Annotated in this window: 10 protein-coding genes; 5 read left to right on the forward strand and 5 right to left on the reverse strand. The window is 66.5% G+C overall.

Annotated features, from left to right (window positions below):
* The first annotated feature begins 110 nt into the window (after window positions 1–110).
* From ACVWZ7_RS07470 to fliW, 4 genes are read left to right on the forward strand one after another with little or no spacing between them, the layout of a single operon-like run.
* Window positions 111–599 (forward strand): flagellar protein FlgN, encoded by a 489-nt coding sequence (locus ACVWZ7_RS07470; RefSeq protein WP_344360961.1) that lies wholly within the window; start codon window positions 111–113, stop codon window positions 597–599.
* A gap of 10 nt (window positions 600–609) precedes the next feature.
* The gene (gene flgK / locus ACVWZ7_RS07475) at window positions 610–2,028 is read left to right on the forward strand and encodes a flagellar hook-associated protein FlgK (protein WP_456507455.1); all 1,419 of its coding nucleotides are present in this window, start codon (window positions 610–612) and stop codon (window positions 2,026–2,028) included.
* A 2-nt stretch (window positions 2,029–2,030) separates the two neighbouring features.
* On the forward strand, window positions 2,031–2,918 hold the full coding sequence (gene flgL / locus ACVWZ7_RS07480; RefSeq protein ID WP_456507456.1) for a flagellar hook-associated protein FlgL: 888 nt from the start codon (window positions 2,031–2,033) through the stop codon (window positions 2,916–2,918).
* Complete coding sequence (gene fliW / locus ACVWZ7_RS07485; protein ID WP_116767016.1) at window positions 2,915–3,319, forward strand: flagellar assembly protein FliW; 405 nt, start codon at window positions 2,915–2,917, stop codon at window positions 3,317–3,319. Before flgL ends, fliW begins: the two co-directional genes overlap by 4 nt.
* A gap of 45 nt (window positions 3,320–3,364) precedes the next feature.
* On the opposite strand, the gene ACVWZ7_RS07490 is transcribed toward fliW, so the two are convergent.
* The 3 genes from ACVWZ7_RS07490 to ACVWZ7_RS07500 all read right to left on the reverse strand — a co-directional run bounded on the left by ACVWZ7_RS07490 (window position 3,365) and on the right by ACVWZ7_RS07500 (window position 5,367).
* The gene (locus ACVWZ7_RS07490; protein WP_425547101.1) at window positions 3,365–3,910 is read right to left on the reverse strand and encodes an AMIN-like domain-containing (lipo)protein; all 546 of its coding nucleotides are present in this window, start codon (window positions 3,908–3,910) and stop codon (window positions 3,365–3,367) included.
* A 370-nt stretch (window positions 3,911–4,280) separates the two neighbouring features.
* On the reverse strand, window positions 4,281–4,583 hold the full coding sequence (locus ACVWZ7_RS07495) for a DUF4193 domain-containing protein (RefSeq protein ID WP_090956868.1): 303 nt from the start codon (window positions 4,581–4,583) through the stop codon (window positions 4,281–4,283).
* A 289-nt stretch (window positions 4,584–4,872) separates the two neighbouring features.
* Window positions 4,873–5,367, reverse strand: coding sequence for a GyrI-like domain-containing protein (locus ACVWZ7_RS07500; protein ID WP_456507457.1), 495 nt, complete (start codon window positions 5,365–5,367; stop codon window positions 4,873–4,875).
* 356 nt (window positions 5,368–5,723) lie between these two features.
* Here ACVWZ7_RS07500 and ACVWZ7_RS07505 point away from each other — a divergent pair, with 356 nt between their 5' ends.
* Window positions 5,724–7,295: an APC family permease gene (locus tag ACVWZ7_RS07505; protein ID WP_456507458.1), complete on the forward strand. Its 1,572-nt coding sequence runs from the start codon at window positions 5,724–5,726 to the stop codon at window positions 7,293–7,295.
* Between the two features lie 577 nt (window positions 7,296–7,872).
* Here the strand turns inward: ACVWZ7_RS07505 and ACVWZ7_RS07510 are convergent.
* Both ACVWZ7_RS07510 and ACVWZ7_RS07515 read right to left on the reverse strand, forming a co-directional pair.
* Window positions 7,873–9,690: a hypothetical protein gene (locus tag ACVWZ7_RS07510; protein ID WP_456507459.1), complete on the reverse strand. Its 1,818-nt coding sequence runs from the start codon at window positions 9,688–9,690 to the stop codon at window positions 7,873–7,875.
* Between the two features lie 190 nt (window positions 9,691–9,880).
* The gene (locus ACVWZ7_RS07515) at window positions 9,881–11,743 is read right to left on the reverse strand and encodes a hypothetical protein (RefSeq protein ID WP_456507460.1); all 1,863 of its coding nucleotides are present in this window, start codon (window positions 11,741–11,743) and stop codon (window positions 9,881–9,883) included.
* Window positions 11,744–11,871 lie beyond the last annotated feature (128 nt).

Consider the following 11,871-nt stretch of genomic DNA (forward strand, 5'->3'; position numbering starts at 1 on the left):
GTTTCTACGAACCCTGCTGGTGGCTGAATCGTCCGCACGATCAATCGGCCTCCCCGGCACCACCGCACCTGTCGCCCGCTACATTCACACATGAGGGAGCCGTCCCGAACATGGCCATCCACGAACTTTCAGCCCTGCTGTGGCGGGAGCGTGAACTCCTGGACGTTCTCACTTTCAAGCTGGAGGAAGAGCAACTGCTCCTCACCTCAGGCAAATCCCGCTGGCTGGCTCACGGCACCAAAGAAGTCGAGCAGGTCCTCGAACACCTCTCCAAGGCGAGCCTGGCGCGCACCATCGAGGCCGCCGTCGTGGCCGAAACCTGGGGTTTGCCGTCGGACGCGTCCCTCGGCGAGCTGGCTGCCGCGGCCCCGGAGGGTGCCTGGTCCGAAGTCCTGACCGCGCACCTGGCCGCACTGACCCGCCAGACGGCCCTCATCAAGGAACTGCGCGACTCCAACGAGCAGTACCTGCGCACCGCAGTCCGCTCCACCCAGGAGTCCCTGGCCGATCTCCGGCCCGCCGCGGCCGCCGGCACTTACGACTCCCATGGCAAGACCGGGGAAACCGCCGGCTCCCGCCTCTTCGACAAGCAATTCTAAGGAAGCGACCATGAGCACCTTTGGCGCCCTGAATACCGCCTACCGGGGGCTGACCGCCGCCCAGCAGGGCCTGAACGTCGCCGGCCAGAACATCGCCAACGCGGCCACCGAGGGCTACACCCGGCAGCGCGTGCAGCAGTCCTCGATTGCTGCCCCGGCCCCGGGTCTTTTCGGCTCAGGCCGCCCGGAGTCCGGCAACGGTGTTTCCGTGGACGGCATCGCCCGGCTCGGCAGCAGCTTCCTGGATGCCGGCGTCCGCTCGGCGGGAGCCCAGGCCGGCTTCGCCAGCGTCCGGTCCTCCGTGCTCCAGGGCATCGAGGGAATCCTGCAGGAACCCGGCGACAACGGGATCTCCGCATCCCTGCAGACGTTCTGGTCCGCCTGGCAGGGCGCGGCCAACCAGCCCGGAGAAACCGCTCCGGCGGGGCAGCTCCTGCAGGCCGGCAATGAGCTCACCGCCAAGATCTCGTCCGGTTACCAGTCGCTCACCGCGCAATGGAGCAGCGTTCGCGGGCAGGCCCAGGACAACGTCGACGCCGTCAACGCGGCGGCCGCTCAAGTGGCCGCTTACAACGCCACCATTCGTTCCACCACCGCAGCGGGCGGTTCGGCTAACGAACTCATCGACGCGCGGGCCAAGCTCACCGAAACGATCTCCCGGCTGACCGGCGGGACCGTGCGCGAACAGGCAGACGGCACGGTGGACATCCATGTCGGCGGCAATGCCCTTGTCATGGGAACGTCCGTCAGGGCTCTGGCCCTCTCGGGCACCCAGTCCGGGGATTCGCTTGGGTCTTCGGTCCAGCTTGAATGGGCCGACCGGCCTGGCCGGGCTGTACCGGTCACCGACGGCGAAATCGCCGGCGCGCTGTCCGTCCTGGCGCCGGCAAACAGCAACGGCACCGGCGGCGCGATCGCCGAGGCGGCGGCGTCGTACAACACGTTTGCCGGAAATTTGCGGGACGCCGTCAACGCTCTTCACAACGGCGCCCAGACTTCCACCGGGGCCGTGGCCGGCGACTTCTTCAGCCCCGCCTCGGGCATGCCGGCGGCGTTGAGTCTCGCCGTGCTGCCCCAGGACGTCAGCGCTATTGGCATTGGCGCCGGCGCAGGGAAGCTGGACAACAGTGTGGCGGACAAGATCTCCCAGCTCGGCACGGGGCCCGGGTCACCGGACAGCCTCTGGGCCGGCGTCGTGACGGGAATCGGCGTCCAGTCGCGGGGCGCCCAGCAGCATGAGTCGCTGACCACCGCCTCGGAGTCGTCCGCCCTCGCCAACCGCGCGTCGTCCGCGTCCGTCAGCCTGGACGAGGAAAACGTCAGCCTGCTCACCAACCAGCACGCCTACCAGGCCGCCGCCCGGGTCATGACAGCCGTGGACGAAGCCCTGGATGTTTTGATCAATCACACCGGACTGGTAGGAAGGTAGCCATGCTGAACCGGGTAACAAACCTGACCATGACCTCTGCCGCCCAACGCAACCTCCAGGCACAGCAGTCCAAGCTCGCCGAGCTGCAGGACAAGGCCGGCACGCTAAACAAGCTCTCCCGGCCCTCGGACGATCCCGCAGCCACGGCCCAGGCCCTCCAGACCCGCTCCCGGATCGCCGCCGCCGCCCAGTACGGCCGGAATATCGACGACGGCGACAGCTGGCTCACGGCAGCCGACTCAGCCCTGTCGCAGGCCACCAACGTGGTCCACAAAATGCAGGACCTCACCGTCCAGGCCGGCAACGGCACGCTCAACCAGACGGGCAGGGACGCGATCGCCCTCGAGCTGGAAGGCCTGAACAAGGACCTGCTGTCGATCGCTAACAGCAAGCACCTGGGCCGCAACATCTTTGCCGGAAGCTCGGACGCCGCCAGCGCGTTCAACCCCGGCAACCCGCCCACGTTCAACGGCGTTGCCAACAGCTCCGTGGAGCGCCGCATCAGTGATACCCAGACCGTCCGGGTGGATGCCGACGGCGCGGCCATCTTCGGCGACGGCACCTCCTCGATCTTCCAGACCGTCAGCGGGATCGTCGACGGGCTGCGGAACAACACGGACGTGACCGCGCTGGCGGCCCAGCTCACGACCGGTGTTCAGAACATCGTCAACGGGCGTGCGGAGGTCGGAACACGCCAAGCCCAGCTGGACCGCGCCAGCAGCGTCAACACAGATTTGGAGGCCACCTTGGATGCACAGAAGACGGGCATTGAGAAGGCAGATCTTGGCAGTGTCATCATGGACCTGAAACTTCAGGAGACTAACTATCAGGTGGCTCTCGCCGCGACGGCCCGGGTCCTGCAGCCCACCCTGATGGACTTCCTGCGGTGAGCACCCCCGTCATGGACACCCCCGTCGCCAGCCTGCCCGTCACATTCACCGCGCCCATGCCGGGCTTTGAGGATCTGCACGACTTCTCGCTTCGGAGCGTCCAGGGCGCGACAGGGCTGTTCGCGCTGGAGGCCGCTTCCACCCCGGTGCGGCTGTTCCTGGCCGATGCCGCCGTGTTCGCGCCGAGCTACGCTCCGCCGATCCCGGCAGCCTCCCTGGAGGCTCTCGGGCTCGACGAGCGGGAGGCACTCCAGGTGCTGATCGTGGTCAACCATGCCCCCGGTTCCACGACGGTCAACCTCATGGCTCCGATCATTCTCAACCGCGGCACGGGACGCTGCACGCAGCTCGTGCTGGACGGTCGGGACTACCCGCTCCGGGCCGAAATCGACTCCCTGTAGTCAGCCGCTGGCGAGCCTGCCACTCAAAGCGGCCCGCCGTCGGACTTACCAGAAATGCGCGACGTCCACCACGAGCCGTGAGCCGGAGCCCGGGCCGGGCAGGGTAAGGACCCGGAACGGCAGCCGCGCGCGGACCCCCAGCCCGAGGCTGCTGTAGCCCTCGAAGCTGCCCGCCCACGCCACCTGCCGGAACGTCTGGTACCCGGCCACGTTGGAGAGTTCATTCTTGTTCGCCGGGTTGTAGGTGGGGTTGCCGGCGTCGTCATAGGCCGGCGCGTTGACCGTGAGCTGAATGAAAGCCTGACCCCGCAGCGGAACCGGTAGCCCGGACCCATCCTGCACCACCTGGGGAACGTAGCGCACGGTGTAGCCAGCCACGGGGCCGTTGAGGTCAATGACCAGCCGGTCAAAACAGTAATGCTGTCCGGTCCGGACGTTGACCACCTTGGCCTGGCTCATGGCCGGATCCGTCTTGAGCAGTGAACCCCATACCAGGCCGCAGTAGGGGTCCGCGGCGGCCGGGGATGGCGACAGCACCCCGAGGCCCACAGCCATCAGCACTGCCCCAAACAACGCTTGGATCTTCTTCAACCGGGTCTTCTTGACCTGAGTCTTTTTCAAAGCCTTCAAAGCCGCCACCCCCTGAGACTGGCTGAACAGCCAGCACGATCAGACCCTCTCAGCGTAGGCGGGCCCGAACCGGCGGGCGAGGCCCTCGACCGTTTCGGCGCCCAACTGTTAAGGTGACGCGTTGCTGATCACGGACTGATGTCACCAGCGAAGGCCATGGCCTCATCGCAGGCCGAGCGGCGGTCCGTGCCGGGAACGGCGAAGCGCCGGCACCCTTGCGGGTCCGGCGCCTCAAGTTGCTTCACTGTGCCATCAGTCTTGGGCCATCATTGTTGGGCCATCAGTGTTGTGTCAGCCGCTGCGGGGAGCAGCCAGACTGCCAGCTGGTTCCTTAGCCTTCGCAGTCGCGGCAGTACTTCATGCCGTTCTTTTCGCGGGCCACCTGGGACCGGTGACGGACCAGGAAGCACGAGGAGCACGTGAATTCATCGGACTGCTCGGGAACAACAATGACGGTCAGCTCTTCGCCGGACAGATCCGCCCCCGGAAGATCGATGCCTTCCGCGGTGTCGTTCTCGTCGACGTCGATCACAGCGGTCTGGGCGCCACCACCGCGGGACGCCTGGAGGGCCTCCAGTGACTCAGCGGGAGACTCTTCTTCTGTCTTGCGTGGGGCGTCGTAATCGGTAGCCATATCGGGGTTCACTTTCGTTGCTGCGCAGCGCCATTTCAGGCACCTCAGTGAAGCAGTTTAGGACATTATGCATGGAGTTGAAGAAAAGTGTGGCCAATCAGACACTATGAGTCATTGGCGGCACCGGAAGCGACGGGGCATAGCCCCTAAACGGCGCCCTAAACGGCGCCCTAAACGGCGCCCTGAACAGCGCCCTGAACAGCGCCCTGGACACGGCGCCAACAGCGCCGGCCGCTCGCTTCCAGACGCCGTTCCGGACATCCTTCCGGCGGTTGTTCCGGCGGGCATTTCAGGCGACCGGCCAGACCACGAGGGTCTGCCATTTTGCCGGGTCCGGTTCAGCGCCCGGATCGCTCAGGTAGTACTCCCACATTGCCTCCCCCGGACTCACTCCGTCTTCCCGCATCCGCTCCATGATCGCCCCGTAGGTGTGCTGCAGCGATTCATAGGAACCAATGTGCAGTGCCTCGTATGCCTGGCCGGCGGGGAGAGTCCCGGCCGTGACCGTAGTGGCCTCACCGCCGGCGTTCGTGAAGGGCGCGGCGAGCGGGAACCCCGCCTCGACGTCGACGACGTCGGTCGGCATCCCCCGATAGAGCGCGAACGGGGGTCCGGCCAGCTGGACATGCTGCGCCTGGACCGCGCCCGTGACGGCGCCGAAGGCACGGCCAAAGAAGTCACGGAGCGCGTTCATCGGAACGGTCTCGCGTACTACCGCCGTCGGCTGCTCCTTGAGTTGGGCGGTCTTGATGTCCGGAGCCGACCCCGGGTTCATTTCAGTCATACGCCCAGAGTCTGCTGTGTCCATTCCATGGTCTAGGGCCTTACGGCCCGCGCCGCGGGGAGGGTTCGCCCGTGGCGGGCCGGCCCCGAGGGCCGGCCGCAAGTACACGTCCCGGCGCTGCCCTGCCGCAGGCGAAGGCCAGCGCCGAATAAATAAATGAACTTTATTCATATTAGGTCTTGCCCCGAGCCGGGATCGCCCCAATACTAAATGAACACAGTTCATTTATGTGATGCCCGTCTCACTGGAGTAGCCATGATCGACATCTTCGATGCGTGCCATCTCTTCGCCCGCGGCGGTGGCATCCACGGCATCACCCGACAGCAACCATCCGTTTCCCAGAAAACAGGTCACCAATGAGTCAAACTATCGGCCGCGAAGACGGCATCACCACCGCGCACGACGTCGTCGATCCGGCCGGTTCCAAGCACGGCATCAGCGGCAAGGGACTCAAGGGCGGCCAGCTGGGCCTGCTCGCCGTCGTCGTCCTGGGCATTTCCTCCGTGGCACCGGCCTACAGCCTCACCAGTTCACTGGGTCCGGCGGTCGGCGCCGTCGGCCTGCAGCTGCCGGCGATCTTCATCGTCGCGTTCATCCCCATGATCCTGGTGGCGTTCGCCTACCGCGAGCTCAATGCCGATTCCCCGGACAGCGGCACCACCTTCACGTGGGCCACGAAGGCGTTCGGGCCGTTCGTCGGCTGGATGGGAGGCTGGGGGTTGCTGGCTGCCAACATCATCGTCCTGTCCAACCTCGCCGGCGTCGCGGTGGACTTCTTCTATCTCTTCCTGGCCCAGATGTTCAACAACCCCGACCTCGCGGACCTGACCTCCAACACGGCCGTGAACATCATTACGTGCCTCGTGTTTGTCGCACTCGCCGTCTGGGTCAGCTACCGCGGCCTGCACGCCACAAAGCTCGTGCAGTACACCATGGTCGGATTCCAGGTGCTGGTCCTGGGCATCTTCGTCGTCATGGCACTCACCCACGCCGCCTCGGGTGACGCGGGCACCTCCATCGCCTTCAGCTGGGACTGGTTCAACCCGCTGAAGATCGGCAGCTTCGAGCAGTTCACCGCCGGCATGTCCCTGGCCGTCTTCGTCTACTGGGGCTGGGACGTCTGCCTCACCGTGAACGAGGAAACCAAGGGCGGCAAGGGCACCGCCGGCCGGGCAGGAACCACGACGGCGGTCGCCGTCCTGGCCCTCTACCTCGTCGCGATCGTGGCCACCATGATGGTAGCCGGCACCGGAACCGACGGCATCGGCCTCAACAACCCGGACAACCAGTCGAACATCTTTGCAGCACTGGCTTCCCCCGTCATGGGCCCGCTGGCCATCCTGATGTCCCTGGCCGTGCTCTCCGGCACCGCATCGTCCCTGCAGTCCACCATGGCCTCCCCCGCCCGCAGCCTGCTCGCGATGGGCCACTACGGCGCGCTCCCGCCGCGCTTCGCGACGGTCAGCAAGCGCTTCGGATCCCCCGGCTACGCCACGATCCTGGCCGGCGTAATCTCCGGCGGCTTCTACGCCGTCATGAAGGTGGTCAGCGAGAACGTGCTGAACGACACCATCATGGCCCTGGGCCTGATGATCTGCTTCTACTACGGCCTCACCGCATTCGCCTGCACGTGGTACTTCCGGCACAGCCTGTTCTCCAGCGTCCGCAACTTCTTCATGCGGCTCCTGTTCCCGGTGGTGGGCGGCCTGGTTCTCACCGTGGTCTTCTTCCAGACCGCTGTGGACAGCTGGTCGCCGGAATTCGGTAGCGGCTCGGAGGTCTTCGGCGTGGGCCTGGTGTTCATCCTGGGGATCGGCATCCTCGCCCTCGGCGTCGTGGTCATGCTCCTCGCCTCGAAAAAGCATCCGGGCTTCTTCCGCGGCGAAACCATCCGGAAGGACACCCCCGCCCTGGTGGTTCCGGAGTAACCTCCGGATTTCCAAACCCGTACGGCCCTGCTCCCCGGACTCCGGGAGCAGGGCCGTACGTTTTTGTGCCTGCGGTGCCCTGCACCGCGTGCGCCGACCCGCCGTGTTCGCCCCGGTACCGCGACCAGCCGACGGCGGCCAGGCCCACCACGGCGCCGGCCAGAATGCACGTATTCCCGGTGCCGTCGATTTCGAAGGCATTGGTGACTGTTCCGAGGTAGAAGGTCTGCTCCAGACCCAAACAGAGCAGGACGAGGCCCGCGAGCGCGGCGACGGCCCAGGCGGTCCGGGCCGTAATGGATGAAACTTTCATGAGCCCTCCGTCTGTCTTCGGTGAACTGAAACGTTACCGACGGGCTGTACCGCCATCGAGCGGCAGGGTGAAGGACCCTCATGTGGGTTGGATGCCGGCTCCGCGGTTGGGCTCACGGCGCCGGTGGTGCGGGCCGCCGACGCTGATGCCGGCGATTCCGCCGCGCCGATGTTCAACCCCTGTTCTTTCCTGGCTGCGCGGCAGGCGGGACGGACCGGCCAAAGCCCCGGGCCACGTCATGCCGTGTGCCCGGGGAGCCGTGGGTTAGCTGGCGATTCGCGCCGCGCTGGTCCGGGAGACGGTCGTGTAACCGAACCGGGAGCCCGTGACGCGGACGGTGAGCTTGGTGCCCTTGTCGGCGGTCCGGACCTTGTAAGTCGACTCCGTGGCGCCCGAGATCGGGACACCGTTGCGCAGCCAGCGGTACGTGAAGGCAGTTCCCCAGGACCAGGTGCCCCGGTTCACGGTCAGGACGTTCCCGGCCTTGACTGTGCCTTCAATCGTCGGGGTGGCCGACGTCAGGGGCAGACCCGCCACCCTCGCCGAAGCGGTGAGCGTCTGGCCATTGCCGCCCGATGTAGTCGGGTTCACGTTGACCGAGAGCTTCGTGCCGGCGTCGGCCTTCGCCAGGATGTAGCTCCAGCCGTCGGCCCCGGCGATCTGGACGCCGTCGCGCAGCCAGTGTACGTCCGAGGAGATCCCCGCTCGGTCATACCAGGGGTCGGGCGTCAAGGTCACCTTCGACCCGACGGTCAGGGTCCCGCTAATGGCCCGCGTCGACTCACGCACGGTCACGGGTTTGGACGCGGCGACTTTTACCCAGGCGGTGGTGTAGCCGGGGGCGGACGCGGTCACGACGACGGTGAGGGTCTTGCCAACTTGGGGCGTGTCCGGGGTGAACGTCGGGCCGCTCGCCGCCGTCACGTCCAGCCAGTTGTAGGTGAACGTCAGCTTGTCGGAGGGCACGGACCAGGTGCCGGCCGACACCTTCATCACAGAGCCGGTCACGGAGTCCCCGGTCACGGCCGGCTTGGTGACGTTCGTCAGCTGCTTCAGCTCCCCGGCCGCCGGCACGGCGACCGGGTTGGAGTAGATGTGGGTGTCGTACCAAGTGCCGGACTCGAGGACCAGGGTGTGGCCCTGGTCCTTGGCCGTGATCTTGTAGGTCAGCGCGGTGGCTCCGAGAATCGCGACGCCGTCGCGCAGCCACTTGTAGGTGACCTCGCCCCGCCAGGCCGTCCACGGAACATCATCTACGGCGGTGAGGACGTCCCCCAGGCCGGTGCCGCCGGTGACCACGGCGCCGGGGGCCGGGTCGAAGTCAGAAACCTTTCGCTGTTTAGAGGTCACGGTGGCCGGCTTGAACCCGGGCGCGTGGCCGGTGATCCTGACGCTGAACAGCCCCGTTGAACGGCAGCCCCTCGGGTCGAACATTTCCGTGGTGGCACCCGGGATGGGTTTGCCGTCGCAGAACCACTGGTACTGGTAGTGGATGTCGGGCGCGCCCTTAAAAGTCGCCCCACCGGACACGAGGCGGCTGGGCCTATCCGGGTGGGTGTTATATGAATAGATACCAACGTACCCCGCATACACGACAGACGGGACGGTGCCGCCGGCGTTCGTGACAGGAGCGGTTTTGGTGGACTGCAGGGTCGTCTTTGCATAGCTCGGTGCTGCCGCCGTGGTCTTGACCCGGATGCCCTGGCCGAGGTCCGCCGTGGTGAGCAGGTAGGTGGGGCCGGTGGCGCCCAGGACCGGCACGTCGTTGCGCAGCCACTGATGCGTGAGCTTGGCGTCGGCGGGATCCCAGTCACCGTCAACAACGGTCAGGGTGCTACCGATCTGGAGGGCCCCGCTGATGCCGGGCCGCGGGCCGGCGACGGCACCGCCGTTGACCTGCACCGGGTACGGATGCCCGTCCGGCGCCGTGCAGAACCTGACGGAGTCGACCACCGGGCCGCAGGAGTCTGCGTTCGGAGTGGCCCACATTTCCTCATCGGCCTGCGCCGGAACGGCGAGGCCCGCAAGCGAGAGCGCGGCGAGTGCCCCGGCGATACCGAGACGGATGGCACGTGTTTTCAATTGTTCCCCCAAGTCTTCGGGCCGGTCCCCCCGGGCCCATGATGATAGTAGCGCCCGGTATCGGTTTGCGGCTACGTCGCTGCAGGTCAGTGGGCAGGAACGACGGCGTGACCTCTCCGGGTCACCAAGGAGGGGAGAGACGACTGGGGCGACGCCAGGTTCCTTGCCCCGCACCCGGTGAGGACTGCGATCAGCGGGCGAAGTACGCTCCGCTGGTCTGGGTGACGGTCGTATAGCCGAGCCGTGAGCCTGTGACACGGACGGTGATCCTTTTATCCCTGTCTGCCGAACGGACCTTGTAGGTCGACTCCGTTGCACCGTAGATCGGGACGCCGTTGCGCAGCCAGCGGTACTTGAAGGCAGTGCCCCAAGTCCAGGTGCCGGGATTCGCGGTCACCACTGTCCCGGCCTTGACGGTGCCGGCGATCGTCGGCGTGGCCGAGCTCAACGCTGCAGCAGCCACCTTCGCCGAAGCGTCGACCGTCTGGATCTTTAGTGTCCGGCCGTCCAGCGTGGAGGTAACCCGGAGAGAGATTTTCTTGCCGAAGTCTGCCCCTACGAGGGTGTAGCGCCGACCGGTGGCCCCGGCAATCGGGGCACCGTCACGCAGCCACTGGCGGGACTCCTTCACCTCCGAATCACGGAAGGACCAGTCACCGGTGTAGGTGTAGAGCTCCATCCCCACGGTCGCGTTGCCCCGGATGGCCGGGGCTTTGGTCTGGGTCGGGTCCGGCGCGGTCACGGGCTTGGGCGCGGTGACCTTTGCCCAGGCGGTGGTGTATCCGGGAGCGGTGGCGGTCGCTATGAGCGTGACCGTCGTCCCAAGCTGGGTCATGTTGGGGGTAAACGTCGGGCCTGTGGCCGATACCTTCCCGTCCGGGGACTGCCAGTAGTAGATGACGGTCAGATTTTCGGCAGGTTCGGACCACGTGCCGGCCGTCGCGGTCATCGCCGTGCCAATCACGGCGTCACCGGTCAGGACAGGCTTGGTGACGTTCGTCAGCGGCTTCAGCTCAACCTTCGGGGGCTCCGGGGGTGCCGGGATGACCGCGCCCCCGGCCGGCGGGACGGTCACTGCGTTGGAGCTGGCCTCGGGCCCGCCAGACGTGGTCACCATCTCCAGCGTGTGGCCTTGGTCCTCGGCGGTGATCGTATAGGTCAGTTCGTTGGCGTCGGGAATCCGTATGCCGTCGCGCATCCACTGGAAGCGGTGCTCATTCCAATCGCTGGTGTTCCGGCCGGTGTGGTCAAACCAGGGAAGGTCGACAGCGGTGAGGACGTCCCCCACCTCGGTGCCCCCGGTGACCACAGCGCCGGGCGTCTCGGGGGTGAAGGTGCCGCGGCTAGCTGCGGAGGTCACGGAGACCGGATCGAGGCCGGCGGCGTAGCCGGTGACCCGGAGGCTGAGCAGCCCCGTCGGGCCCCATGTTGTCCTATCAAATCTTGGGGCAGTGGCGCCAGGGATGGGCGAGCCGTCACGGAGCCACTGATACCTGAGCTGGACGCCATTCGGGCCCCAGTCCCCCAGCTGGGCGACGACGACGGGCCAGTATTCGCCGTCTTCTACGCCCAGGGGTTCGAAGCCTACAGACCCCGCCCGGACAGTCGGAACGGCGCCGGCGGCGTCCGTGATCGACGGCGTCTTGGCCGACTGGACGGTGGTTGCCTTGTACTCCGGAGCACGGCCCGTGGTCTTGACCCGGATGCCCTTTCCGAGGTCCGACCTGGTCAGCCGGTACGTTGTACCGGTGGCGCCCAGGATCGGTACGTCGTTGCGCAGCCACTGGTGCGTGAGCGTCGCGTTGGAGGGATCCCAGACGCCGTCGTAAACGGTGAGGGTGTTGCCGACCAGCAGGGCGCCCCCGATAATCGGCCGCGGGCCGGCAACCGGGCGGTTGACCATCACCGGCTCCTGGCTCCCGTCCGGCGCCGTGCAGAGCTTGATCGAATCAACGATCGGGCCGCAGGACGGCACGAAGGCTGCCTGCGCCGGAACGGTGAGGCCGGCCAGCAGCGCCGTAAGGGCCCCGGCGGCGCCGAGACGGATGGCCATCTTTTTCAATTGTTCCCCCCAGGGTCTTCGGGCCGGTCCCCCTGGCCTCTTGATGATAGTAGCGCCATGACTTCTATGAACCGCTATGTTGTTGCAGGTCAGGGACGGGCAAGATTCATCACGCCCTC

The organism is Arthrobacter sp. TE12232 (genome assembly GCF_054062615.1).

Coding starts and splice junctions, on each gene's coding strand:
- ACVWZ7_RS07470 (WP_344360961.1), top strand. CDS start 111: ATGGCCATCCACGAACTTTCAGCCCTGCTGTGGCGGGAGCGTGAACTC.
- flgK (WP_456507455.1), top strand. CDS start 610: ATGAGCACCTTTGGCGCCCTGAATACCGCCTACCGGGGGCTGACCGCC.
- flgL (WP_456507456.1), top strand. CDS start 2,031: ATGCTGAACCGGGTAACAAACCTGACCATGACCTCTGCCGCCCAACGC.
- ACVWZ7_RS07495 (WP_090956868.1), bottom strand. CDS start 4,583: ATGGCTACCGATTACGACGCCCCACGCAAGACAGAAGAAGAGTCTCCC.
- ACVWZ7_RS07500 (WP_456507457.1), bottom strand. CDS start 5,367: ATGACTGAAATGAACCCGGGGTCGGCTCCGGACATCAAGACCGCCCAA.
- ACVWZ7_RS07505 (WP_456507458.1), top strand. CDS start 5,724: ATGAGTCAAACTATCGGCCGCGAAGACGGCATCACCACCGCGCACGAC.
- ACVWZ7_RS07515 (WP_456507460.1), bottom strand. CDS start 11,743: ATGGCCATCCGTCTCGGCGCCGCCGGGGCCCTTACGGCGCTGCTGGCC.